The organism is Streptomyces sp. B6B3, assembly GCF_039871525.1.
Lineage (GTDB): Bacteria > Actinomycetota > Actinomycetes > Streptomycetales > Streptomycetaceae > Streptomyces.
This window is the reverse complement of the sequence record NZ_JBDPLU010000013.1, coordinates 20,658-43,932: the sequence shown is the minus strand read 5'-3', so window position 1 is coordinate 43,932 and position 23,275 is coordinate 20,658. Positions and strand designations below refer to the sequence as shown.

Genomic DNA, 23,275 nt, shown 5'->3' with positions numbered 1-23,275 from the left:
GCGCGCGCCTCGTCGTCCGGTCCGGCACCCGCGCCCGCACCGGCGCGGCGATCTGGGCGAGGCGGCCGCGCTCGCGGGCGCGGGCGCCGCCCCGTTCCCCGTGGTCCAGCGACAGCGTTTCAGCGCAGCCGCAGCGCCAGGAAGAAGTCCACCCGGTCCTCCAGCCGGCCGAGGTCGCGGCCGGTCAGCCGTTCGATCCGGGCGATCCGGTAGCGCAGGCTGTTCACGTGCAGGTGCAGCCGCGCCGCGCACCGCGTCCAGGAGCCGTCCACGGCCAGGAACGCCGCCAGCGTGGCCACCAGGTCGGCGCGGTGCCGCCGGTCGTAGTCGGCCAGCGGGTCGAGCAGCCGGCCGGCGAACGCCCGGCGCACCTCGTCGGGCACGAACGGCAGCAGCAGCACGTGCGAGGCCAGCTCCTCGTGGTCGGCGCCGGAGACGGCGGCCGGGCGCGCGGCGGCCAGCCGGCGGGCGTGCCGCGCCTCCTCCAGCGCGCCGCGCAGCCCGTCGGCCGAGGGCACCGCCGCGCTCGCCCCGAGGCTCAGCCGCCCGTCGCCGCCGAGGGCGCCGGCCAGGGCGCCGCGGGCCGGCGCCAGGATCCGTTCGGCACGCAACGCCGCCGAGCCCGCGTCCGCCGGCTCGTCCGCCGGCAGCGGCACCAGCGCCACGGCCTCCCCGTCGACGTGCGCCACCGCCACCCCGGGGTCCGGCACCGTCCCGTCGGCCAGCCGCTCCGCCACCGGCTCGGCCAGCAGTTCCTCCAGCAGCGCCCGGCCGACGGGCCCGGCGTCGAACCGGGCGTCGGGCCAGGCCACCCGCGCGGTCACCACCTGCCAGTGCGGCGCGGCCAGTCCGGGCACCAGCACCCGCGCCGCCACCCGGAGCCGGGCCGCGACCTCGGCCGGCGGCGCGCCCGCGCCGACCAGTTCGAGCACGTCCTGGGCCAGCCGGCGCGGCACCGTGCGGGACGCCTCCCGCCGGTCCCGTTCCGTGGCGACCAACCGGGCCACGCCGTCCAGCAGGTCCACCCGCTGGGCCGGCCACTCCCGGGCGTCCGCGCGCACGGCGAGCAGCCAGCCGGACAGCACCGTGCGCCGTGGGTCCTCGCCCGGCGCCGGGGCGCCGCGCGTTGGCTCGGCGCCCGTGCCGACCGGGAAGAGCGCGAAGACGCCGCCGGGAGCGTCCCCGCCGGCGGGCGGGTCGACGTCGAGCCGGTACGGACCGGGTCGGCCGGCGCCGGCCTCGGCCAGATGGTGGGCGGCCAGCCGCGCGGCCACCGCGGCCGGCAGCCGCTCGTCGCCGGCGACCGCGATCGGCCGGCCGGTCGCCGTCAGCAGCCAGGCCCGCAGGTCGAGGTCGGCCCCCAGCAGGTCGAGCACGGCCTGCGGCCCGCCGCCCGCCGGGCTGGCGGACATCAGCCGCCGGTGCCGGTCCACCACCGCGGCCAGATCGCCGGCCCGCTCCCCGGACACCCGGCGCACCACGTGCTCGGTGATCTCGGCGAAGCTCACCTCCTCGGCCACCGCGAAGAGGGGCAGCCGGTGCCGGGCGCAGGCCAGCGTCACGTCCTCGGGGACCGAGCCGAACTCGGCCTCGCCCGCGGCGAGGCCGGCGACGCCGGCCTCGACCAGGACGCGCACGAACGGCTCCGCGTCGCCGGGGCCGCGCCACCAGGCCAGCCCGGTCAGCACCAGCTCGCCGCCGTGCAGGTAGCGGCTCGGGTCGCGCAGGTCGGTGGTCATCACGCCGTGCAGCGGCCGGTCGAGCAGCTCCTGTCCGCTCAGCAGGCGCAGGCCCAGCTCGCCGGTCTCCAGCAACGTGCGCAGTCGCATCGCGGTAGCTCTTCCCCTGTCCCCCCGGTCCCCCCGGATCCCTTCGTATGAATCTACAAGACGGGGCGGCTGACCTGTTCGGAGCTTCGGCGCTTCGGTGACTGCCGGGCGCGGTGATCATGGGCTGTACTGGGAAACGGGCACCGCGGGCGTTGGTGCCCGACCGGAGGCACTCGCGACATGGACTTCCTGCGCCCCGCCACCTGGCGGGAGGCGCTGGCCGCCAAGGCCGCGCATCCCGACGCCGTGCCGCTGGCCGGCGGCACCGACCTGATGGTGGAGATCAACTTCGACCGCCGCCGCCCCGCGCGGCTGCTCGACCTGAGCCGGATCGCCGAGCTCCGCACCTGGGACGTCGTAGCGGACACCGACGGAGCCACGGCCGAGAGCACCGCCGGGAGCACAGTCGAGAGCACGGCCGGGGGCACGAGCGGGAACCCGGACGGCGGCGTGGCGGGGGAGGACCCGCGGCGGCCCGGGGACGGGAGCCGCGCCGGCACCGTCCGGCTGGGCGCCTGCGTGCCGTACGCCGCGATCGTCCGGCGGCTGCGCGAACCGCTGCCCGCGCTGGCGCTCGCCGCGCACACCGTCGGCTCCCCGCAGATCCGCAACCGGGGCAGCGTCGGCGGCAACCTCGGCACCGCCTCCCCGGCCGGCGACGCCCACCCGGCGCTGCTCGCCGCCGGGGCCTGGGTGGAGGCCGCGTCGGTCCGGGGCAGCCGGCTGATCCCGATCGAGGAGTTCTTCACGGGCCCGAAGCGGCACGCGCTGGCCCCCGACGAGCTGATCCGCGCCGTGCACATCGAGGCGGCCCGCGGCCCGCAGCAGTTCGCCAAGGCGGGCACCCGCAACGCCATGGTCATCGCCGTCTGCGCGTTCTCCGTGGCGCTGCGCCCGGACGAACGGGCGGTGCGCACCGGCATCGGCTCCGCCGCGCCCACCCCGATCCGGGCCGGCGCGGCCGAGGACTTCCTGGCGGGCGAGCTGGCCGACGGCGGGTACTGGGACAGCGGCCGGCCGCTGCCGCGCGCCGTCGCCGAGCGCTTCGGCGAGCTGGCCGCCGACGCCTGCCGGCCCATCGACGACGTGCGCGGCAGCGCCCGTTACCGCCGGCACGCGGTCGGCGTGCTCGCCCGCCGCACCCTGGGCTGGACCTGGGACGCCTACCGCACCCGACAGGGAGTCGCACCGTGCGCGTGAACCTCACCGTCAACGGCCGCCCCCGGACCGCCGACGACGTCTGGGAGGGCGAGAGCCTGCTGTACCTGCTGCGCGAGCGGCTCGGGCTGCCGGGCTCGAAGAACGCCTGCGAACAGGGGGAGTGCGGCTCCTGCACGATCCGGCTCGACGGCGACCTGGTGTGTGCCTGTCTGGTGGCCGCGGGCCAGGCCGAGGGCCGGGCGGTCGTCACCGTGGAGGGCCTCGCCCCCTCCCGCCGGCCCGCCGGCGGCCGGGCCGGCGCGCTCGACGGCAACGCCTCGGCGGAGGCCGCGGCCGGCTCGGACGACACGGCGCGACTCGCGCCGCTGCAGCGGGCGTTCCTGGAGGCCGGCGCCGTGCAGTGCGGTTTCTGCACCCCGGGGCTGCTGATGGCGGCGGACGAACTGCTGGAGCGCGTCCCCCAGCCCTCCGACGCCGACATCCGCGAGGCGCTGTCCGGCAACCTCTGCCGGTGCACCGGCTACGAGGCCATCCTCGACGCCGTCCGGCTGGCCGCCGGCCGGCACCGACGGCCGCCCGTCGCCGGTGCTCCGTCGGGACCGGAACAGCCGGAACAGCCGGAACAGCCGGAGGGAGTGGCCTGACATGAGCGTGACCCCGACCTCCGCCTCGTTCACCGAGGCCGGCGCCCCGGGCCGGATCGGCGAGTCCGCCCCGCGCCCCGACGGCGTGCTGAAGGTGACGGGGGAGTTCGCCTACGCCTCCGACCTGTGGCACGAGGACATGCTCTGGGGGCACACCCTGCGCAGCCCGCATCCGCACGCCCGGATCGACTCGATCGACGTCGCCGAGGCGCTGGCCACCCCCGGCGTGCACGCCGTGCTGACCCACGCCGACCTGCCCGCCGCGACGACGTACGGCCTGGAGATCGCGGACCAGCCGGTGCTGGCCGGCGACGTGGTGCGGTACCAGGGCGAGCCGGTGGCCGTGGTCGCCGCCGACCATCCGGAGACCGCCCGGCGCGCCGCCGAGCGGATCCGCGTCGGCTACGCCGAACTGCCGGTCGTCCACGACGAGGCCAGCGCCACCGGGCCCGACGCCCCGGTGCTGCACCCCGACCGCACCGACCCCTACGCCCGGCACGTCCCGCACCCCAACGTGCTGCACCGCCAACCGGTGCGGCGCGGCGACGTGGCCGCCGCGGCCCCCACCGCAGACGTCGTCGTCACCGGCGACTACGAGGTCGGCATGCAGGACCAGGCGATGCTGGGACCCGAGTCGGGGCTGGCCGTGCCGGCCGAGGACGGCGGCGTCGACCTCTACGTGGCCACCCAGTGGCTGCACGTGGACCAGCGGCAGCTCGCCCCCGTGCTCGGGCTGGCGCCGGAGCGGGTGCGGCTGACGCTGTCCGGCGTCGGCGGCGCGTTCGGCGCCCGCGAGGACCTCTCCATGCAGGCGCACGCCTGCCTGCTGGCGCTGCGCACCGGCCGGCCCGTCAAGATGGCCTACAACCGGCACGAGTCGTTCTTCGGGCACGTGCACCGGCACCCGGCCAGGCTGCGCTACGAGCACGGCGCCACCCGCGACGGTCGGCTGGTCTACGTCCGCGCCCGGATCGTGCTGGACGGCGGCGCCTACGCCTCCTCCTCGACGGCGGTGGTGGGCAACGCCGCCTCGCTCGGCCTCGGCCCGTACGAGGTGCCGCACGCCGAGGTCGAGGCCCTGGCGCTGTACACCAACAACCCGCCCTGCGGCGCCATGCGCGGCTTCGGCGCGGTGCAGGCGTGCTTCGCGTACGAGGCGCAGATGGACAAGCTGGCCGCCGCGCTCGGCCTGCACCCGGTGGAGCTGCGGCAGCGCAACGCCGTCAGCCAGGGCTCGTTCATGCCCACCGGGCAGCCGATCGACGCGCCCGCGCCCGTCGCCGAACTGCTGCGCCGGGTCAGGGACCGCCCGCTGCCGCCCGAACGGCAGTGGGAGGCCGCCGACCCGGCCGATCCGGCGGGCGGCGTCCGGGTCGACGTCAGGGCGCTGCCGGGCGGGCTGTCCAACACCTCGCACGGCGAGGGCGTGGTGCGCGGCGTCGGGTACGCGGTCGGCATCAAGAACGTCGGCTTCTCCGAGGGCTTCGACGACTACGCCACCGCCCGGGTCAGGCTGGAGGCGATCGGCGGCGAACCGGTGGCCGTCGTGCACACGGCGGCGGCCGAGGTCGGCCAGGGCGGCGTCACGGTGCAGACCCAGATCGCCCGCACGGAGCTCGGCGTCACCCGGGTCAGCCTGCTGCCGGCCGACACCCGGGTCGGCTCCGCCGGCTCCACCTCGGCCTCCCGGCAGACCTACATGACCGGCGGCGCGGTCCGGCAGAGCTGCGCCGCGGTCCGCGAGGAGGTGCTGCGGCGGGGCCGGGAGCGGTTCGGCACCGGGCACCGCGGCTGGTCCGAGCCGGGGCTGCGGCTGGCCGGCGGCAAGGTGGTCACCGCCGGCGGCGAGGTGCTGGCCCCGCTGGCCGAACTGCTGGGCGACGAGCCGGTGGAGGTGGAGCTGGAGTTCCGCCACCGGCCCACCGAGCCCTTCGACCCGGTGACCGGACAGGGCGCGGGACACGTGCAGTACTCGTTCTGCGCGCACCGGGCCGTGGTGGAGGTGGACACGGAGCTGGGCCTGGTCAAGGTGGTCGAGCTGGCCGCCGCCCAGGACGTCGGCCGGGCCATCAACCCGCGGGCCGTGCTGGGGCAGATCCACGGCGGCAGTACCCAGGGTCTGGGGCTCGCGGTGCTGGAGGAGATCGTCGTCGGACCCGACGGCCGGGTCCGCAACCCCTCGTTCACCGACTACCTGATCCCGACCATCCTCGACACCCCCAGCATGCCGGTCGACGTGCTGGAACTCGCCGACGAACACGCGCCGTACGGGCTGCGCGGCGTCGGCGAGGCGCCCACCCTGTCCGCCACCCCGGCCGTCGTCGCCGCGGTCCGGCAGGCGACCGGGCTCGCCCTGGAGCGGGTCCCGGTGCGTCCCGAGCATCTGACCGGCACGGCGGCGCCGGTCGGGTGACCGCGGCGGCGGACCCGGGAGACGGTCGGGCCCGCCGGGCAGGAGGGGAAGGGACGGGAAGCACGGGAAACGCGGGAGGGGCGGAAGGGAGACCCGGATGCTGGACATCGCCGACGAACTGCGCGGCTGGCTCCGCGACGGGCGCGACTTCGCCGTGGCCACGGTGGTCGCCACGCGCGGCAGCGCGCCGCGCCGGGCGGGCGCCGCGCTGGCGGTCGACGCCGCGGGCGACGCGCTGGGCAGCGTCTCCGGCGGTTGCGTCGAGGGCGCGGTCTACGAGCTGTGCGGCGAGGCGCTCCGGCAGGGCGGCGCCCCGCTGGTCGAGCGCTATCGCGGCGACCAGGACGACCCGTTCGCGGCCGGGCTGACCTGCGGCGGGGACATCGAGGTGCTGGTCACGCCGGTGCGCGGCGGGGCGGCGGAGCACCCCGCCCTGGCCGCGGCCCTCGACGCGGCGGCGACGGGGCGGGCGACGGCGCTGGTCCGGGTCGTCGCCGGGCCGTCGTGGGCGGCGTCCGGCGCCCTCGCGGTGACGGCCGACGGCGCTCCGGTCGGCACCCTCGGCGGCGGCGCGGGCCCGGACCGCGCGGCCGCCACCGCGGCGGCGGGCCTGCTGCGGGAGGGCCGCACCGGCACCGTCGAGCTGCCCCCCGAACCGTCGCCGGAACGCCTCACCCTGTTCGTGGAGTCCCGGCTGCCGCCGCCGCGGCTGCTGGTGTACGGCGCCGTGGACTTCGCGGGTGCCCTGGTCCGGGTCGGCCGGCTGCTCGGCTACCGGGTCACCGTCTGCGACGCCCGGCCGGTCTTCGCCACTCCGGCGCGCTTCCCCGAGGCCGACGAGGTGGTCGCGGACTGGCCGCACCGGCACCTGGACGCGGAGGCGGACGCCGGGCGGCTCGACGACCGCACCGTGGTGTGCGTGCTGACCCACGACCCGAAGTTCGACGTGCCGCTGCTGCGCGGCGCGCTCCGGCTGCCCGTCGGCTACGTCGGGGCCATGGGCTCGCGCCGGACGCACGCCGACCGGCTGCGGCGGCTGCGCGAGGCGGGCGTGACGGACGCCGAACTCGCGGCGCTGCGCTCGCCGATCGGCCTCGACCTCGGGGCCCACACCCCGGAGGAGACGGCGCTGTCGATCGCCGGCGAGATCGTGGCCGTCCGGCGCGGCGGCTCCGGGCTGCCGCTGACCGGCACCGACACCCCGATCCACCCCGCCCACACCGAGGACTCCGCGGGCGATGCCGCCGGCCGGGGGTGTCGGTGGCGGGACGTAGGGTCGGGGCATGACGACGACTCCCGTCCTGTCGCGGCGTGAGCTGAACCGCAGGCTCCTCGACCGTCAGCTCCTCCTCGCCCGCGCCCGGACGGACGTCGCCGCCGCCGTCGAGCACCTGGTCGGCCTCCAGGCGCAGGTTCCGGGGAACCCGTACACGGCGCTGTGGTCGCGGCTCGCGGGATTCGACCCGGATGACCTCTCGCGGCGGATGGCGGAGCGCGAGCTGGTCAGGATCAGCCTGCAGCGGTCCACCATCCACACCGTCACGGCGCGCGACTGCCTCGCGCTGCGGGCGGTCTTCCAGGACGTCCAGGAGCGGATGCTGCGGAGCAACTACGGCGCCCGGCTGGCCGGGGTGGACCTGGCGAAGCTCGCGGCCCGGGCGAGCGCGCTGGCCGAGGAGGAGCCGCGCACGTTCCACGCGTTCGGCACCGCCCTGGCCGAGGAGTGGCCGGGGGTCGACCCGCAGGCGCTGGGTATGGCCGTGCGGGTGGTGCTGCCGATGGTGCAGGTGCCGCCGCGCGGGCTGTGGCAGCGCGGCGGCGCCACCCGGCACACCACCGCGCGGTCCTGGCTGGGCGCGGAGCCGGCCACGGACCCCGCGCCCGACGCGGTGCTGCTGCGGTACCTCGCGGCGTTCGGGCCCGCCTCGGTGAAGGACGCCCAGCTGTGGTCGGGGCTGACCCGGCTGCGCGAGGTCTTCGAGCGGCTCCGGCCCGGGCTGACGGTGTGGGCGGACGAGCACGGCACGGAGCTGTTCGACGTCCCGGACGCGCCGCGCACCGATCCGGACACGCCGGCCCCGGCCCGTTTCCTCCCCGAGTACGACAACGTCTTCATCGGGCACCACGACCGCACCCGGGTTATATCGGCGGAGGCCAAGCGCCGCAGCTGGGCGGCGAACCGCGCCTTCCCCGTCTTCCTCACGGACGGCTTCGTGCGCGGCGTCTGGCGCATCGACGCGGACCGCCGGCACACGGCGGCGACGCTGGTGCTCACGCCCTTCGACCGACCGAGCCGCGCGGAGCGCGACGAGCTGGCCGAGGAGGGCGCCCGGCTGCTCGCCTTCCACACCCCGGGCGCGGCCCACGAGCTGCGCTGGGAGGAGCAGGACTAGGCCCTGTCCGGCGAGGCCCGGCTGACGGCGGGTCAGGCGGGCGGCGCGGCGCCCGCGCGGAGCAGCGCGTCCGCCGGATCGTTCACCGGCTGCGGGGTGCCGGTGAGGTCGAAGACGAGCAGCGGCAGCCGCAGTTCGTCGGCCCGGCCACGGGCCTCCCGCTGGTAGCCGGCCAGGGAGAAGGCGACCGCCGCCGCGGACTCCTGCAGCCCGTGCAGCCAGAGCGTCTCCACGGCCCGGGTGTCCGTCGGCTGTGTGGTCGCGTCCACCAGGCCGACCACCGAGGGCCCGCGCAGGTCGATCCCGGGGCCGGCGTGCGGCATGGTCGTGTAGACCTCGGCGAATCCCAGCCAGCGCAGGAAACGCGCCGCGCAGGCCGTGGCGTCGTGCGCCGTCCTGATGGTCAGTGGCTGGAACGGCGGCCGCTCGCCGTCGTCCGGCTCGGCCACCACCGCGGGCTGCCGCACCGGGGAGAGCCGGACCGTGACCCCGCACGGGCAGTCGAACTCCGGCTGTGGCCAGTGCCCGGACCGCCCGCAGGCGGGGCAGTCCACCTCCGTCCAGGCCCCCGACCACGAGCGGTGCCGCACCCGCACGGGCACGCTCTCCTCGGGCGGCGGCGGGCTGACGGCCGCGCCACAGGAGCAGGGGTAGTGCGCCGGCACGAACGTGTGCTCCCGGTGGCATTCGGGACAGCGCACGAGCACGCCTCTTGCCATCTGCGGCTCCCGGTTTGGTCATTCTCGACGAGATCCTCACAGTGTCCCCGACGGGTCGCCGCTCGCGCAGGCGTATCCTCCAAACAGCCGGCCCTTCGCCGTTGCCGTGTCAGCCGTGTGCCGTTCATCGGAATGTGACACGGAATTTCGCCCTCCGTATGGCGCGATGCGCGGACAGTGATATTTACTGTCCTTGTCCCGTCTCGGTGCCCTCTGGCGGTTCGCCAGGATTGTGTGCCTTGGGCGTGGGCAGGGTCTCGAGGACAACGGCATTCGGGAGGGGCCGAGTGGCGGCAGGAGAAGCTGAGGCTGCCCGTACCGTGCGCGGCGCACCGCCGCACGAGGGTGCTGAGCCCAGGAGGATCCGTGGCCTGGGGGAGGGCGCCGAGGAGTCGCCGCTTTCCGCCTTAGGCGTCGCCGTGGCCCGGCTGCGCCGGGAGCTCGGCGGATACCGCGCGGTGCTGGCGGACCGTGAGGTCGCCGAGCGGCAGCTCGCCACCCTGGAGCGGCTGATCGCCGGCGGCGATCCGGACGAGTCCGACCTGCGCGACGCCCTGCTGCTGATCGCCGCGGCCGTCGGCTCGGTGAGCGCGCTCGCCGCCGCGACCGCCCAGCTCCGCCGGGCGGTCGAACGGCTCGCGATGGCGCGCCGCAGGGGAGGCGTCGCCGCCGCGCGTCCTGCCGTGCGCTGAACCGCCCGCGACCGGCCGCGCGCGACCGCGTTAGGTTGGCCGGGTGCGACTGAGACTGGAATTCACCACCGAGCCGTTCGACCTGGACGAGCCGCCGCCGCATGCGGTGGCGGCCCGCGAGGTGGTGTTGAACGCTCCGCTGGAGGCGGTGGAGGTCGGCCCGTTCGGCAACACCGCGGTGGGCGGCGCGGACGCCGTGCTGGCTGCCGTGGACACGCTCCTGCGCCGCTCGTTGGCGGTGGGCGCCACCCGGATCTCCCTCCAGGTGAACGCGATAGCGGAGCGGCCGACGGCCGAGTCCCGACCGGAGCCCGAGTCCCGACCGGAGCGGGACGAGCTCTCCGGGCGGGACGGAGCCCCTGGGCCGGAGGAGGGCATATGACGAGCGGGGAGGACGACGTGTTCGTCACCGCGATCAAGCCGCTGGTGGACGCCATCGGCGCGGAGTTGATCGCCCCCGGTCAGGCCGGCGAGGACGATGTGGTGCTCAGCTGGGCCGGTGCCGAGGCGGTCGCCGTGCGGCTGCCCCACCTCGCGGACTCGCTGGAGCACATCCTCGGCGAGTTGCGGCGCCGCCACGGCATGCCGCTGGCCGAGCTCGACCGCCGCACCAAACAGCAGGTGGTCCGGGCGCTGGAGACCCGGGGCGCGTTCGCCATGCGGCACGGCGTGGAGACGGTCGCCGCCGCACTGGGCGTCAGCCGTTTCACGGTCTACAACTACCTCAACCGGGAGACCGCTCCGCGGCCCGGCGGGCCGGATCAGGAGCCGACGGCGACGTCGTCGTAGGACTCCAGGAGCGTCCAGCGCCGGGCCGCGCGGGTCGCCGGCGGCAGCAGGTCCGCGTCCGGCAGCGGCCCGAGATCGAGACCGGTGAGCTCGGCGACGTCCGCCACCGGCACCTGGAAGGTGCGGAAGGCGCCCAGCGGCGGTGGGTCGCCGGCCCGCACGGCCTCCGCCATCGCCTCGGCGGCGGCGTCCCTGGACAGGTCGGGGCTCTGGTCCAGCACGTAGCCGGTGGCGGCCAGTTCGCCGTCCTGGACGAACGCGGCGACCTTCCAGAAGGCCAGCGGGACCTGTATGCCGCGGTAGGGCGGGTCGGTGTCCGCGAGCACCGCGCCGGTGAGGACGGCGAGCCTGCGGTCGAACCGCTCGGCGTGGTCGAGGAGGAAGTTCTCCAGCCCCTGCCACAGCTGCTTGCCGCGGTTGAGGACGTCCATCTGCGGCGCGGCGTTCGTGTAGTGGAACGTGTCGCTGTCCGCCGTGCCGGCCTCCTCCGCGGTGCCCCAGACCGGATCGATCCGGCGCACCAGGTGGCCCTTGTCCAGGTCGTTGGCCGCGTAGACGTCGTCGCCGGACTGCGCGTCCTCGGGCAGCCGCGGGTCGAGCCGCCAGGCGTCCTCGCGCGGCGTGTCCACCAGCGCGCGGCCGTCGATGGCGACGGCGGTGGCCGCGGCCAGCCGGCGGTCGGGCCGGAAGGCCACGCTGAAGTGGGTGTAGGGGAGCACCACCGTCTCGATGCTCGGATCCGTGGGCAGCGGCAGCGGGACGGTGGTGCCGAGGAATCGTTCGTCGTAGCCCGCGCGGTGCGCGAGGTCGAGGGGAGCAGCCATGCAGCCCCGCGTACCGCGCCGGCCCGGGTCCAACCGGATCTCGCCCCAGGCTCACTCGAATGGGCTAATCATCGCAAAGAGGACTATTCGGGTGATTATCGTGGAATGTGTGGCTTGTCATGCCGCACCGCATGGGCCGCACAGAATTCGAACGCACGAACGATGCACGGAAGGAGCGATCCCATGGCACGCAGCATGTCTCTTCACCTCGGTCTGAACAGTGTGGACCCGAACCGCTACGGGGGTTGGGACGGCCGGCTCGTCGCCTGCGAGAACGACGCCCGCGACCTGCACCAGCTCGCCGGCGAGTCCGGGATCGGCGAGCGCACGGTCCTGCTCACCCAGGAGGCGACGGTCGACAGGGTGACCGCCGAACTGCGGAAGGCGGCGGACACCCTCGGACCCGGCGACTACCTCTTCCTCAGCTACTCGGGCCACGGCGGGCAGGTGCCCGACACGAACGGCCCGGAGGACGAGCCGGACCGGCTCGACGAGACCATGGTCCTCCACGACCGCGAGTTCATCGACGACGAGCTCTACAAGGAGTTCGAGCGGTTCGCGGAGGGGGTCAGGATCTTCGTCTGCATGGACAGCTGCCACAGCGGCACCGGAATCCGGGTGCGCGAGGTGCTGACGCCCGAGGCCATGGCCGACCAGTTCCAGACGACGGACCCGGGCGAGATCGAGCAGACCTCCCGGCTCATGCCGCTGGAGCAGCAGGCCGAGGTCTACGAGCGGGACAAGGGCCTCTACGACGGCATCCAACGGGAGCTGAACGCCAAGGACAACCGGGAGCTCGGCGCGTCCGCGCTGCTGATCTCCGCCTGCCAGGACAACCAGCTGGCGGCGGACGGGCTGCGCAACGGCAAGTTCACCGGCACCCTGCTCGACGTGTGGAACGGCGGCAAGTTCACCGGCGGGTACAAGGCGTTCCACCGCGAGATCCTGGCGCGGATGCCGGCCACGCAGAGCCCCAACCTCTACACGACCGGGCCGCCCAACCGCCGGTTCGTGCGCCAGCGCCCGCTCACCGTGTGAGCCGGCGGCGCCCCGACTCCCCGTTCAACAAAACGTTGACGCCTGACCTCCGGGCCGGTTAGCTGGCACGCGACACCTACCCGGAGGTTCACTGTGAGCGACGCCCGGCAGGCCGGCGTGGCCTGGTTCAACGGCGCCGACGAAAGCGCGGCGCGCGCCGCGCTGCAGGACGTGTGCGCCGCGCGCGGATGGGCCGACGCACTCCTCGCGGCCCGCCCGTACGCCGACGCCGACGCGCTGCTGGCCGCCAACGACGCCGCGATCGAACGCCTCGGCCCGGCCGGCCTGGACGAGGCTCTCGCCGGGCATCCGCCCATCGGCCGGCCGACGCCCGGCGACTCCGTCTCCGGCGCCGAACAGCGCGGCATGTCCGGCGCCTCGCCCGCGCTCAGGGCCGAGATGCTGGAGCTCAACCGCGCCTACCAGGAGCGTTTCGGGCACGTCTTCCTGGTCTGCGCCACCGGCCTCGGCGCCGAGGAGCTCCGCGACGCCCTCCGCGCCCGCCTGCACCACCCACCCGACGTGGAGCGCGGCGTCGTCCGCACCGAACTGGCCCGGATCAACCGCCTCCGGCTCACCCGGCTGGTCGCCGGCGCGGTGCGGAGCGCGCCGTGAACGCGCCGCCCGAGACGCCCGCCGCGCCCACCGTCTCCACGCACGTGCTGGACACCAGCGCGGGGCGCCCGGCCCGCGACATCCCGGTCCGGCTGTCCGTCCGCCGCGCCGGCGACGCCCCGTGGGCCGAACACGCCGCCGCCGTGACCGACGCCGACGGACGCTGCGCCGGCCTGCCCGCGCTGCCACCCGACACCCGCCACGCGCTGCTGCGCTTCGAGGTCGAGCCCTATCTCGCGCGCGCCGGCGCCGCGTTCTTCCCCGAGGTGACCGTGGCGTTCGCCGTCACCGCGGGCGAGCACCACCACGTGCCGCTGCTGCTCACCCCCTTCGGCTACACCGTCTACCGAGGGAGCTGACGTGCCCGTCCTCGGACCCCACCAGTACGGCAAGGCCGAGACCCGGGTGGTCCGGGTCACCAGGGAGGGCGCGACCCACCACGTCAGGGACCTCAACGTCTCGGTGTCGCTCACCGGACACATGGACGAGGCGCACCTGTCGGGCTCCAACAAGGCCGTGCTGCCCACCGACACCGTGAAGAACACCGTGTTCGCCTTCGCCCGGGAGCACGGCATCGACTCGCCCGAGCACTTCGGCATCCGGCTGGCCCGGCACTTCGTCGGCTCGCAGCCCACCGTCACCGGGGCCCGGGTGAGCCTGGAGGAGTACGCCTGGGACCGCGTCCCGACCCCGGGGGAGGACGCGCACTCCTTCGTCAGGGACGGCCGGCAGGTCCGCACCGCCCGGGTCACGTTCGACGACGGCGCGCCCCGGGTGCTCGCCGGGCTCACCGGGCTCACCGTGATGAACACCACCGACTCGGAGTTCTGGGGCTACCTGAAGGACCGTTACACCACCCTCCAGGAGACCAGGGACCGGATACTGGCCACCGAGGTGAACGCCCTGTGGCGGCACTCCTGGGCCCAGGACGAGGAGCCGGACTGGGACGGCAGCCACGCCGCCGTCACCGGCCACCTGCTGGACGCCTTCGCCGGTAGCTACTCGTACTCGTTGCAGCAGACGCTGTACCAGATGGGGGCCCGGGTGATCGAGCACCGACCCGAGATCGACGAGATTCGTCTGTCGCTACCGAACAAGCACCACTTCGCGGTCGACCTGACGCCGTTCTCGATGACCAACGAGGGCCCGGACGGCGCGGTCTACCTCGCCGCCGACCGGCCTTACGGTCTGATCGAGGCCACCGTGCTCCGCGAGGGTGCGCGGGCGGCCATCCCGGCGGAGCTGACGGGCCGGTGACCGACGCCTGACGCGCCACCGACCGGACGACAGGGCCGGCCGGGTAGGACCCGGACCAGGAGAGGACGAGGGGGCACCCATGCGGAGCGCGGGCGGCGGTAGGACCGTCATCGAGAACTGCGCCATCGCCACGATGGACGCGGCCGACACCGAACACGCCGTGGGACACGTGGTGATCGAGGGCGACCGGATCGCGTCGCTCGGCCCCGGGCCCGCCCCTCGGGAGCCGGCGGGCGACCCTCCGTCCCGCCGGATCGACGCGGCGGGACACCTGGCCACCCCGGGGCTGGTCAACACCCACCACCACTTCTACCAGTGGCTCACCCGGGGCCTGGCCCAGAACGCCAACCTCTTCGACTGGCTGGTCTCGCTCTACCCGGTCTGGGCCCGGATCGACGAGCCGATGCTGCACGCCGCCGCCCGCGGCTCCCTGGCGATGATGGTGCGCGGCGGCGTCACCACCGCCATGGACCACCACTACGTCTTCCCGCGCGGCGCCGGCGACCTGCTCGGCGCCGAGATCCGGGCCGCCCGCGAGCTCGGCGTCCGGTTCACCGCCGCCCGCGGCTCCATGGACCGCGGGGCCGCGGACGGCGGCCTGCCGCCCGACTTCGCCGTGGAGTCCACCGAGGGCGCGCTGCGCGCCACCGAGGAGGCCGTGCTGGCGCACCACGACCCGTCGTTCGGGTCGCTGCTGCACGTCGCGGTCGCCCCCTGCTCGCCGTTCTCCGTCTCCACCGAACTGCTCCGCGACGCCGCCACGCTCGCCCGCCGGCTCGGCGTCCGGCTGCACACCCACGGTTCGGAGACCGTGGAGGAGGAGAAGTACTGCCACGAGCGGTACGACATGAGCCCCACCGCGTACCTGGAGTCCACCGGCTGGCTCGGCGACGACGTGTGGATGGCGCACTGCGTGCACATGACCGACGAGGATCTCGCCGCGTTCGCCCGGACCGGCACCGGCGTCGCCCACTGCCCGTCCTCCAACGCGCGGCTGGGCGCGGGGATCGCCCGGGTCCCCGACATGCTCGCCGCCGGCATCCCGGTGGGCCTCGGCGTGGACGGCACCGCCTCGAACGAGGCGGGCGAACTGCACACCGAACTGCGCAACGCGCTGCTCGTCAGCCGGCTAGGCCCGCACCGCGCACGGGCGCTCACCGCCCGCCAGGCGCTGCGGCTCGGCACCCACGGCGGCGCCCGGGTGCTCGGTCGGGAACGGGAGATCGGCTCGCTGGAGCCCGGCAAGCTGGCCGACCTGGTGCTCTGGCGGCTGGACGGCCTCGGCCACTCCACCATCGAGGACCCGGTCGCCGCGCTGGTGTTCGGCGCCCCGGCCCCGGTGACGCTGTCGCTGGTGGGCGGCGTTCCCGTGGTGGAGGACGGCCGGCTGCGAGGCGTGGACGAGGAGGACATCGCCCGGACCGCGCGCGCCGAGGCCCGCCGCCTCGCGCGGCTCGCCGACCTCTGAGCCGGACCATGGGCCGACGGACCGGCTGATCGACTGATCGACTGACGGAACGTCAGGAAGATTCACCCGGCGGCAATCTGTCGCAATGGCGCGACCGGGCGTTGGTGCGCACGATCATCCCCATGACGACTCGCACCACGATCGACGAGCGGGACTACGATCGCCGCAGGCTGCGCCAGTGGCTCGGCGGCACGGCGCGGGCCGAGGGCGTGGCCCGACGCGACCTGCTCAGGCTCCTCACCCTCGCCGGCGCCGTCGCCGCGGCCGGGACCGGGATCGCCACCGGGAAGGCCGGCGCCGCGGCCGCCGCGCCGCGGGGCCCGGGCGCCCGGGCGAGCGGCATCGTCAAGCCGCTGCCCGAGGACGACTTCGTGGTGCACGGCACCAACGCGGAGACCCGCTGGTCGGCGCTCCGGGACACCGGCTTCCTCACCCCGGCCGAACTGTTCTTCGTCCGCAACCACACCGCCACCCCGCTGCTCGACGCCGACGACTGGCGGCTGACGGTGTGGGGGAGCGGGCTGCGCGGCGGCCCGGCCGAGTTCGGCCTGGCCGACCTGCGGTCGCTGCCGGCCACGGAGCGTTCGGCGTTCGTCGAGTGCGCCGGCAACGGCCGCGGCTTCTTCGCCGGCCAGCAGGGCGAGACGGTCAGCGGCACCCCGTGGGCGCTCGGCGCGGTGGGCGTCGCCCGGTGGCGCGGCGTCCGGCTCGCCGAGGTGCTGCGCCGGGCCGGCCTCGCCGACCACGCCGTGGACGTCCAGCCGAGCGGCCTGGACGCCGAGTACGTGACCGGCGACGGCGTCAACCTCGGCCGGGTGCGCCGCCCGCTGCCGATCGCCAAGGCGCTCGACGACGTGCTGCTGGCCTACGAGATGAACGGCGAACCGCTGCCGCCCGACCACGGCCACCCGGTGCGGGTGCTGGTGCCCTCCTGGGTGGGCATCGCCAACATCAAGTGGGTCGGCGACCTCGAGGTGTCGGCCGAGCCGCTGTACTCGCCGTGGAACACCGACATGTACCGCCTCTTCGGCCCCACCTATCCCGAGGAGGGCAGCGCGCCGCTCACCCGGCAGACCCTCAAGAGCGCGTTCGAGCTGCCGAGTCCCGCGACGTTCGCCGCCGGCGCCACGCACCGGCTCACCGGCCGCTCCTGGTCCGGCGGCGGCCCGGTGACCGGGGTGGGGATCAGCACGGACGGCGGCGCGAACTGGCTCCCCGCGCGGCTGCGCGACGAGCCGCGCGCGGACGTCTGGACGCGCTGGTCGGTCGACTGGACCCCGGCCGCCCCCGGCGACGCGGAGCTGCTGGCCCGCGCCACCGACGCGACCGGGGCGACCCAGCCGGAGCGCACCGTCTTCAATGAGCAGGGCTACCTGTTCGGCGCCGTGGTCCGGCACCCGGTGACGGTCACCTGACCGCCGGCCCGCACACCGGTCGACGATCAGTCGAGCATCTCGTAGGCCAGCAGGGTCAGGAAGTCGACGTACTCCTCGTCCAGGGCGAGCCGCATCAGCAGCTCGAAGGCGCGCTCCCAGCCGCCGGGGAAGAACTCGTCCTCGCCGACCTCCTCGCGGATCGCGACCAGCTGGTCGGCGGCGACCCGGCGCACGTAGTCGCGGGTGACCAGGTCGCCGTTGTCCAGCACCACGCCGGCGTTGATCCACTGCCAGATCTGGGACCGGGAGATCTCGGCGGTGGCCACGTCCTCCATCAGGTCGAAGACGGCCACCGCCCCCCGGCCCGACAGCCACGCCTGGAGGTAACGGGTGCCCACCTGCACCGCGTTGCCGAGGCCCTCGAACGTCGGGCGGGCGTCGAGCGAGCCCACCGCGAGCAGGTCGGCGGCGGAGACCCTGACCTCCTCGCGCAGCCGGTCCTTCTGGTGCGGCCGGTCGCCGAGCACCGCGTCGAACGCCTCGGCCGCCACCGGCACCAGGCCGGGGTGCGCCACCCAGGAGCCGTCGAAGCCGTCGCCGGCCTCCCGCTCCTTGTCCGCCCTGACCTTGGCGAACGCCGTCTCGTTGACCCGCCGGTCGCGCGACGGGATGAACGCCGCCATCCCGCCGATCGCGTGCGCGCCCCGCTTGTGGCAGGTGCGGACCAGGAGTTCGGTGTAGGCGCGCATGAACGGCGCGGTCATGGTGACGGCGTTCCGGTCCGGCAGCACGAACTCCTGGCCGGCGTCGCGGAAGTTCTTGACGATCGAGAAGAGGTAGTCCCAGCGCCCGGCGTTCAGCCCGGCGGCGTGGTCGCGGAGCTCGTGGAGGATCTCCTCCATCTCGAAGGCCGCGGTGATCGTCTCGATCAGCACCGTCGCCCTGATGGTGCCTTGGGGCAGCCCGAGCGCCTCCTGGGCGAAGACGAACACCTCGTTCCACAGCCGGGCCTCCAGATGCGACTCCAGCTTGGCCAGGTAGAGGTACGGGCCCCGGCCCTGCTCGGCGAGCAGCCGGCCGTTGTGGAACAGGAAGAGGCCGAAGTCCACCAGCGCGCCCGGGATCGCCTCGTCGCCCACCCGGAGATGACGCTCGTTCAGATGCCAGCCGCGCGGCCTGGCCACCACCACGGCCAGCTCCGGGTCGGGCCGCAGCGCGTACCGCTTGCCGCTGGTCGGGTCCGTGAAGTCGATGCGCCGGCGGAACGCGTCGGCCAGGCTCAGCTGGCCGCCCACCACGTTCGCCCAGGTGGGCGCGAGGGCGTCCTCGAAGTCGGCGAGCCAGACCCGGGCGCCGGAGTTGAGCGCGTTGACCGTCATCTTCCGGTCGGTGGGCCCGGTGATCTCCACCCGCCGGTCCAGCAGGGCCTCGGGGGTCGGCGCCACCCGCCAGTCGCCCTCCCGGACCGCGGCGGTCTCCGGCAGGAAGTCGAGCCGGGAGGTGCGGGCGATCTCCGCGCGCCGCTCCGCGCGCCGCACCAGCAGCTCGTCCCGCCGGGGCGTGAACCTCCGGTGCAACTCGCCCAGGAACGCCAGCGCCTCGTCGGTGAGGATCTCCTCCTGCCGGTCCAGGGACGGTGCGTCAACGGTGACGACGGTCATGGCGGTCACTCCTTCGGCGAGGCATGTCATGGGATGGCGGATGGGATGGTGGATCGGATTATGGATACTACTTTCCTCATCGCGGAACCCTAGTCGGAACGTCGGCCATCCGTCGGCGTGGAGAGCCGCCACAGGTCCCCGGGCGTATCGATGTCGTACGGCTCCGCGACGTCGTCACACGGCACGCGCACCACCTCGCCTGCCCGTTCGCGCTCCCGCAGATACCCCCGGGCGCCCTGGTCGTCCCTGGCCCGGCGGCACACCTCGGCGAAATGCGCCGCGCCGAGCAGCACGGGATGGCCGCGGCGTCCCGCGTACTCGGCGGCGGCCAGCGATCCGGGCGACCGGTACGCGGCCCGCACCCGGGCCATCGCGGCCGCGCCGACGCCCGGCTGGTCGACCAGCACCACCAGCGCCGCGCCCGTTCCGGTCCCGGCCAGCGACGCCAGGCCGGCGCGCAGCGAGGAGCCCAGGCCCGTGGGCCAGTCGGGGTTGTCGACGAGCACGACGTCCGGATCGAGCCCGGCCCTGGCCCGCACCCGGCGGGCCGCCGCGCCGAGCACCACGTGCACCGGGGCGCAGCCGGCCGCACGCAGCGCCTCGGCGGCGCGCCGCACCAGCGGGCGTCCGTCCCGCTCCAGCAGCGCCTTGGGCCGACCGCCCAGCCGCCGGCCGGCGCCGGCGGCCAACAACAGCCCGGCGACGGGCGCGGGTCCGACTGGCTCGGCCATGGGGCGAGCCTACGACGACGGGTGGACGGGGGCGCGGCTCAGTCGTCCGCGCCGTCGGGGGCGGCCAGCGTGGCGGAGAGGTCGCGGGCGACCTCCTTCAGCAACGGGACCATCCGCTCGGTCGCCGCGTCCGTCACCCGGCCGGCGGGTCCCGACACGGAGATGGCGGTGGCCGTGGGCGCGGCGGGCACCGGGACGGCTATGCAGCGCACCCCGATCTCCTGCTCGTTGTCGTCCACCGCGAAGCCCTGCTCGCGGACCGCGACGAGCGCCGCGAGGAACGCGTCCGGGCTGGTCAGCGTCCGCTCCGTGGCGGCCGGCATGCCGGTCCGGCCGAGCAGCGCCCGCACCTCGCGGTCCGGCAGTCCGGCCAGCAGCGCCTTGCCGACGCCCGTGGAGTGCGGCAGCACCCGGCGCCCGACCTCGGTGAACATCCGCATCGAATGCCGGGACGGCACCTGCGCCACGTACACCACCTCGTCGCCGTCGAGCAGCGCCATGTTCGCCGTCTCGCCGGTCTCCTCCACCAGCCGGGCCAGATGCGGCCTGGCCCAGGTGGCCAGCGGCCGGGCGGCGCTCTCGCCGAGCCGGATCAGCCGCGGCCCCAGCGCGTACCGGCGGTTGGGCTGCTGGCGCACGTAGCCGCAGGAGACCAGGGTGCGCATCAACCGGTGGATGGTGGGCAACGGCAGGCCGCTGCCGGCCGCCAGCTCGCTGAGCCCGGTCTCGCCACCGGCGTCGGCCATCCGCTCCAGCAGCCCGAACGCCCGTTCCAGCGACTGCACTCCGCCGCCGCCACCGCCGGGCACACGAGGGTCGCCGGGGGTGGGCTTGCGCACGTCGGACGGAGGCACGTCGTCCTTCCTTTCCGGACTATGCGAGCGCGGGCAGCGTCGCCGGCCAGCCTACCCGGCGCTTGACGGGCTGCCTCGGGCGACCGAGGATCGGTTTCAACAAAACGTTGAGGTCGAGGGGTGGTGCGGCGCCGTTGGCCGGAACCGGGACGGACGCGGAGTGGGGAGCGGGCGCGGGCACCGCGGAGCTGGTGCTGAGATCCACGCGCGTCGTCACCCCCGCGGGCGTCCGCCCCGCCGCTGTCGCCGTCTCCGGCGGCCGGATCACCGCGGTGCTGCCGCACGACACGCCGTCCCCCGCCCGCGCCTGCCTCGTCGACTACGGCGACGCCGCGTTGCTGCCGGGCCTGGTCGACACCCACGTGCACGTCAACGATCCGGGGCGGACCGCCTGGGAGGGCTTCGGCAGCGCCACCGCCGCGGCGGCGGCCGGCGGCGTCACCACGCTGCTCGACATGCCGCTCAACAGCGTCCCGCCCACGACCACCCCCGACCATCTGGCCACCAAACGCGCGGCGGCCCGTGCCGGCGTCCGGGTGGACGTGGGCTTCTGGGGTGGCGCGGTACCCGAAAACCTGGGCGAGCTACGCGCGCTGCACGAGGCGGGCGTCTTCGGCTTCAAATGCTTCCTCTCGCCGTCCGGCGTGCCGGAGTTCCCCGCGCTGTCCCCCGACCAGCTCGCCCTGGCGGTGCGCCAGGTCGCCGAGCTCGACGCGCTGCTCATCGTGCACGCCGAGGACCCGGACCGGCTGGCCGCGCCGCCCGTCGCGGGCAGCCGCAGGTACGCCGACTTCCTCGCCTCGCGACCCGACGCCGCCGAACGCGCCGCCGTCGCCCGGCTGGTGGCGCTGGCCCGGCGGTACGACGCCCGGGTGCACGTGCTGCACCTGTCGTCGACCGCCGCGCTGCCGGTCCTCGCCGAGGCCCGGGCCGCCGGGGTCCGGATCACCGCGGAGACCTGCCCGCACTTCCTCACCCTCACCGCGGAGGAGATCCCGGACGGCGCCACCGAGTTCAAGTGCTGCCCGCCGATCCGCGCGGCGGCCAACCAGGACGCGCTGTGGCGGGCGCTCGCGGACGGCACCCTCGACTGCGTCGTCTCCGACCACTCGCCCTGCACGACCGACCTCAAGACGCCCGACTTCGGCGCCGCCTGGGGCGGCATCTCCTCGCTGCAGCTCGGGCTCCCCGCAGTCTGGACCGCGGCCCGGGCCCGTGGCCACGGCCTGGCCGACGTCGTCCGCTGGATGTCCGCGGGCCCGGCCCGGCTGGCCGGACTCGACGGCCGCAAGGGCGCCATCGCGCCCGGCCGGGACGCCGACTTCGCGGTGCTCGACCCGGAGGCGCGCTTCACCGTCGACCCGGCCGCGCTGCACCACAGGAACCCGATGACCGCCTACGCTGGCCGCACCCTGCACGGCGTGGTGCTGGCCAGCTGGCTGCGCGGCCGGCGGATCGCCGACCGCGGCCGGATCACCGGCCGGGCCGGACGGCTGCTGGACCGGCCGTTGACCCGGGGCGTCCAGGAACCCCCCGCCACTCCGACCGTGTCCCGGGCCGCCACCGGGTCCCCGGCGGCCCGGCCGGGCGACCGGGTGGAGCGCCCGTGACGTTCGAGGGCGCCGCGGCGCCGTACGCCGGCGGCGATCCGTACGCCGACTACCGCGCGCCGGACCCGGACGCCGTGCCGTTCACCCGGCTCACCGACCTCGCCGACCGGCGGCTCGGCGGTTCGGTGATCGCCGCCAACGACGAGTTCTTTGCCGAACGCGAGGGCCTGCTCAGGCCGGAGCGGCCCCGTTTCGACCCGGCGGCGTACGGCCCCAAGGGCAAGGTCATGGACGGCTGGGAGACCCGCCGCCGACGCGGTCCTGGCCCGGACCGCCCGCATCCGGACCCGGACGACCACGACTGGGCGCTGATCCGGCTCGGCGCCCCCGGCGTGGTCCGCGGCGTGGTCGTGGACACCGCGCACTTCCGCGGCAACCATCCGCACGAGGTGAGCGTCGAGGGCGCCGCGCTGCGTCCTGACGAACCGCCCGGCGAGACCACCGCCTGGATCCCGCTGGTGCCGCGCACGGTCGTCGGCGGGCACGCGGCCAACGCCTTCCCGGTCACCGTCCCGCGCCGCGTCACGCATCTCCGGCTCCGGCAGTACCCGGACGGCGGCGTGGCCCGGCTGCGGGCGCACGGCGAGGTGGTGGCCGACCCCGGGTGGCTGGCGGCGCTCGGCACGTTCGACCTGGTGGCGCTGGAACACGGTGGCGTCGCCGAGGACGCCTCCGACCGCTTCTACTCGCCGCCGGAGCACAGCATCATGCCCGGCCGTTCCCGCTCCATGGAGGAGGGGTGGGAGACCCGCCGCCGCCGGGACCACGGGCACGACTGGGTGCGGTACCGGCTGGCCGGCCACGGCGTGGTCCGGGCCGTGGAGATCGACACCGGCTGCTATCTGGGCAACGCGCCCGGCTGGGCCGCCCTTTCCGTCTCCGCCGGCGGCGACTGGCACGAGGTGCTGCCGCGCACCCCGCTCCGCCCGGACACCGTGCACCGGCTCGTGCTCGACCCCGCCGCCCCGCCCGCGACGCACGCCCGGCTGGACGTCCACCCGGACGGCGGGATCGCCCGCCTCCGGCTCCACGGCTCGCTCACCGAGCGCGGGGCGGCCGGTCTGGCCGCGCGATACCGCGAGTTGTGAGCCGTTGTCCCGGTCCCTGCGCCCAAGGTGTGGAGCCCGCGCGACGGCCTGTGAACTCCTCGGTAATTTCCGGGATGCGTGGTTGACGCGCATCACACTACGCGCGTCACACT

General features: G+C 75.4%; 21 protein-coding genes and 1 pseudogene. 16 read left to right on the top strand and 6 right to left on the bottom strand.

Annotated elements, in window-relative coordinates; genetic code table 11:
- Positions 1 to 119: 119 nt before the first annotated feature.
- Entirely contained in the window at positions 120 to 1,829 is a 1,710-nt protein-coding gene (locus tag ABGB06_RS24705) for a PucR family transcriptional regulator ligand-binding domain-containing protein (RefSeq protein WP_347593042.1), read from the bottom strand.
- Between the two features lie 180 nt (positions 1,830 to 2,009).
- On the opposite strand from ABGB06_RS24705, the gene ABGB06_RS24700 reads away from it, so the two are divergent.
- The 5 genes from ABGB06_RS24700 to ABGB06_RS24680 all read left to right on the top strand — a co-directional run bounded on the left by ABGB06_RS24700 (position 2,010) and on the right by ABGB06_RS24680 (position 8,440).
- Positions 2,010 to 3,029, top strand: a complete 1,020-nt coding sequence (locus ABGB06_RS24700; protein WP_347593040.1) for an FAD binding domain-containing protein — start codon at positions 2,010 to 2,012, stop codon at positions 3,027 to 3,029.
- Entirely contained in the window at positions 3,020 to 3,634 is a 615-nt protein-coding gene (locus ABGB06_RS24695) for a (2Fe-2S)-binding protein (RefSeq protein WP_347593038.1), read from the top strand. The genes ABGB06_RS24700 and ABGB06_RS24695 overlap by 10 nt, the downstream gene beginning before the upstream one ends.
- 1 nt (position 3,635) lies before the next feature.
- Positions 3,636 to 6,047, top strand: coding sequence for a xanthine dehydrogenase subunit D (gene pucD, locus ABGB06_RS24690; RefSeq protein ID WP_347593036.1), 2,412 nt, complete (start codon positions 3,636 to 3,638; stop codon positions 6,045 to 6,047).
- Between the two features lie 97 nt (positions 6,048 to 6,144).
- On the top strand, positions 6,145 to 7,362 hold the full coding sequence (locus ABGB06_RS24685; protein ID WP_347593034.1) for an XdhC/CoxI family protein: 1,218 nt from the start codon (positions 6,145 to 6,147) through the stop codon (positions 7,360 to 7,362).
- Positions 7,331 to 8,440: a winged helix DNA-binding domain-containing protein gene (locus ABGB06_RS24680; protein WP_347593032.1), complete on the top strand. Its 1,110-nt coding sequence runs from the start codon at positions 7,331 to 7,333 to the stop codon at positions 8,438 to 8,440. The genes ABGB06_RS24685 and ABGB06_RS24680 overlap by 32 nt, the downstream gene beginning before the upstream one ends.
- A gap of 32 nt (positions 8,441 to 8,472) precedes the next feature.
- On the opposite strand, the gene ABGB06_RS24675 is transcribed toward ABGB06_RS24680, so the two are convergent.
- Complete coding sequence (locus ABGB06_RS24675; RefSeq protein ID WP_347593030.1) at positions 8,473 to 9,159, bottom strand: hypothetical protein; 687 nt, start codon at positions 9,157 to 9,159, stop codon at positions 8,473 to 8,475.
- A gap of 320 nt (positions 9,160 to 9,479) precedes the next feature.
- On the opposite strand from ABGB06_RS24675, the gene ABGB06_RS24670 reads away from it, so the two are divergent.
- The 3 genes and pseudogenes from ABGB06_RS24670 to ABGB06_RS24660 all read left to right on the top strand — a co-directional run bounded on the left by ABGB06_RS24670 (position 9,480) and on the right by ABGB06_RS24660 (position 10,640).
- On the top strand, positions 9,480 to 9,851 hold the full coding sequence (locus ABGB06_RS24670; RefSeq protein ID WP_347593028.1) for a DUF5955 family protein: 372 nt from the start codon (positions 9,480 to 9,482) through the stop codon (positions 9,849 to 9,851).
- Positions 9,852 to 9,894: 43 nt separating this feature from the next.
- A pseudogene (locus ABGB06_RS24665) lies at positions 9,895 to 10,134 on the top strand (hypothetical protein); the annotation flags it as partial.
- Between the two features lie 95 nt (positions 10,135 to 10,229).
- Positions 10,230 to 10,640 carry a helix-turn-helix domain-containing protein gene (locus tag ABGB06_RS24660; protein ID WP_347593026.1) on the top strand — a complete coding sequence of 137 codons (411 nt, stop codon included), beginning with the start codon at positions 10,230 to 10,232 and terminating at the stop codon, positions 10,638 to 10,640.
- On the opposite strand, the gene ABGB06_RS24655 is transcribed toward ABGB06_RS24660, so the two are convergent.
- Positions 10,613 to 11,464, bottom strand: a complete 852-nt coding sequence (locus tag ABGB06_RS24655; RefSeq protein ID WP_347593024.1) for a DNA/RNA non-specific endonuclease — start codon at positions 11,462 to 11,464, stop codon at positions 10,613 to 10,615. The two genes, ABGB06_RS24660 and ABGB06_RS24655, sit on opposite strands and share 28 nt — an antisense overlap.
- A gap of 183 nt (positions 11,465 to 11,647) precedes the next feature.
- Between ABGB06_RS24655 and ABGB06_RS24650 the strand changes: the two genes are divergently transcribed.
- The 6 genes from ABGB06_RS24650 to ABGB06_RS24625 all read left to right on the top strand — a co-directional run bounded on the left by ABGB06_RS24650 (position 11,648) and on the right by ABGB06_RS24625 (position 17,257).
- A complete protein-coding gene (locus ABGB06_RS24650; protein WP_347593022.1) occupies positions 11,648 to 12,502 on the top strand; it encodes a caspase family protein in 855 nt (284 codons plus the stop codon).
- A gap of 93 nt (positions 12,503 to 12,595) precedes the next feature.
- Positions 12,596 to 13,117 carry a 2-oxo-4-hydroxy-4-carboxy-5-ureidoimidazoline decarboxylase gene (gene uraD, locus ABGB06_RS24645; RefSeq protein WP_347593020.1) on the top strand — a complete coding sequence of 174 codons (522 nt, stop codon included), beginning with the start codon at positions 12,596 to 12,598 and terminating at the stop codon, positions 13,115 to 13,117.
- Positions 13,114 to 13,476, top strand: a complete 363-nt coding sequence (uraH, locus tag ABGB06_RS24640) for a hydroxyisourate hydrolase (protein WP_347593018.1) — start codon at positions 13,114 to 13,116, stop codon at positions 13,474 to 13,476. The genes uraD and uraH overlap by 4 nt, the downstream gene beginning before the upstream one ends.
- 1 nt (position 13,477) lies before the next feature.
- Entirely contained in the window at positions 13,478 to 14,374 is an 897-nt protein-coding gene (gene pucL, locus ABGB06_RS24635) for a factor-independent urate hydroxylase (RefSeq protein WP_347593016.1), read from the top strand.
- Positions 14,375 to 14,453: 79 nt separating this feature from the next.
- Positions 14,454 to 15,842, top strand: coding sequence for an 8-oxoguanine deaminase (locus tag ABGB06_RS24630; protein WP_347593014.1), 1,389 nt, complete (start codon positions 14,454 to 14,456; stop codon positions 15,840 to 15,842).
- Between the two features lie 122 nt (positions 15,843 to 15,964).
- Positions 15,965 to 17,257, top strand: coding sequence for a sulfite oxidase (locus ABGB06_RS24625; RefSeq protein WP_347593012.1), 1,293 nt, complete (start codon positions 15,965 to 15,967; stop codon positions 17,255 to 17,257).
- 26 nt (positions 17,258 to 17,283) lie between these two features.
- On the opposite strand, the gene aceB is transcribed toward ABGB06_RS24625, so the two are convergent.
- From aceB to ABGB06_RS24610, 3 genes are all read right to left on the bottom strand, one after another.
- On the bottom strand, positions 17,284 to 18,879 hold the full coding sequence (aceB, locus tag ABGB06_RS24620) for a malate synthase A (protein WP_347593010.1): 1,596 nt from the start codon (positions 18,877 to 18,879) through the stop codon (positions 17,284 to 17,286).
- An 89-nt stretch (positions 18,880 to 18,968) separates the two neighbouring features.
- Positions 18,969 to 19,610, bottom strand: coding sequence for an NTP transferase domain-containing protein (locus ABGB06_RS24615; protein WP_347593008.1), 642 nt, complete (start codon positions 19,608 to 19,610; stop codon positions 18,969 to 18,971).
- Positions 19,611 to 19,648: 38 nt separating this feature from the next.
- The gene (locus tag ABGB06_RS24610; RefSeq protein WP_347593363.1) at positions 19,649 to 20,449 is read right to left on the bottom strand and encodes an IclR family transcriptional regulator; all 801 of its coding nucleotides are present in this window, start codon (positions 20,447 to 20,449) and stop codon (positions 19,649 to 19,651) included.
- Between the two features lie 149 nt (positions 20,450 to 20,598).
- Between ABGB06_RS24610 and allB the strand changes: the two genes are divergently transcribed.
- Both allB and alc read left to right on the top strand, forming a co-directional pair.
- Entirely contained in the window at positions 20,599 to 22,074 is a 1,476-nt protein-coding gene (allB, locus tag ABGB06_RS24605; RefSeq protein ID WP_347593006.1) for an allantoinase AllB, read from the top strand.
- Positions 22,071 to 23,162, top strand: a complete 1,092-nt coding sequence (gene alc / locus ABGB06_RS24600) for an allantoicase (protein ID WP_347593004.1) — start codon at positions 22,071 to 22,073, stop codon at positions 23,160 to 23,162. Before allB ends, alc begins: the two co-directional genes overlap by 4 nt.
- Positions 23,163 to 23,275 lie beyond the last annotated feature (113 nt).

Excerpts from the sequence above, each read along its gene's own strand:
- ABGB06_RS24655 (WP_347593024.1), bottom strand. The coding sequence starts at position 11,464 with ATGGCTGCTCCCCTCGACCTCGCGCACCGCGCGGGCTACGACGAACGA.
- ABGB06_RS24660 (WP_347593026.1), top strand. The coding sequence starts at position 10,230 with ATGACGAGCGGGGAGGACGACGTGTTCGTCACCGCGATCAAGCCGCTG.
- ABGB06_RS24680 (WP_347593032.1), top strand. The coding sequence starts at position 7,331 with ATGACGACGACTCCCGTCCTGTCGCGGCGTGAGCTGAACCGCAGGCTC.
- ABGB06_RS24625 (WP_347593012.1), top strand. The coding sequence starts at position 15,965 with ATGACGACTCGCACCACGATCGACGAGCGGGACTACGATCGCCGCAGG.
- ABGB06_RS24675 (WP_347593030.1), bottom strand. The coding sequence starts at position 9,159 with ATGGCAAGAGGCGTGCTCGTGCGCTGTCCCGAATGCCACCGGGAGCAC.
- ABGB06_RS24705 (WP_347593042.1), bottom strand. The coding sequence starts at position 1,829 with ATGCGACTGCGCACGTTGCTGGAGACCGGCGAGCTGGGCCTGCGCCTG.
- pucD (WP_347593036.1), top strand. The coding sequence starts at position 3,636 with ATGAGCGTGACCCCGACCTCCGCCTCGTTCACCGAGGCCGGCGCCCCG.
- ABGB06_RS24630 (WP_347593014.1), top strand. The coding sequence starts at position 14,454 with ATGCGGAGCGCGGGCGGCGGTAGGACCGTCATCGAGAACTGCGCCATC.
- ABGB06_RS24700 (WP_347593040.1), top strand. The coding sequence starts at position 2,010 with ATGGACTTCCTGCGCCCCGCCACCTGGCGGGAGGCGCTGGCCGCCAAG.
- ABGB06_RS24615 (WP_347593008.1), bottom strand. The coding sequence starts at position 19,610 with ATGGCCGAGCCAGTCGGACCCGCGCCCGTCGCCGGGCTGTTGTTGGCC.
- aceB (WP_347593010.1), bottom strand. The coding sequence starts at position 18,879 with ATGACCGTCGTCACCGTTGACGCACCGTCCCTGGACCGGCAGGAGGAG.
- ABGB06_RS24685 (WP_347593034.1), top strand. The coding sequence starts at position 6,145 with ATGCTGGACATCGCCGACGAACTGCGCGGCTGGCTCCGCGACGGGCGC.
- ABGB06_RS24650 (WP_347593022.1), top strand. The coding sequence starts at position 11,648 with ATGGCACGCAGCATGTCTCTTCACCTCGGTCTGAACAGTGTGGACCCG.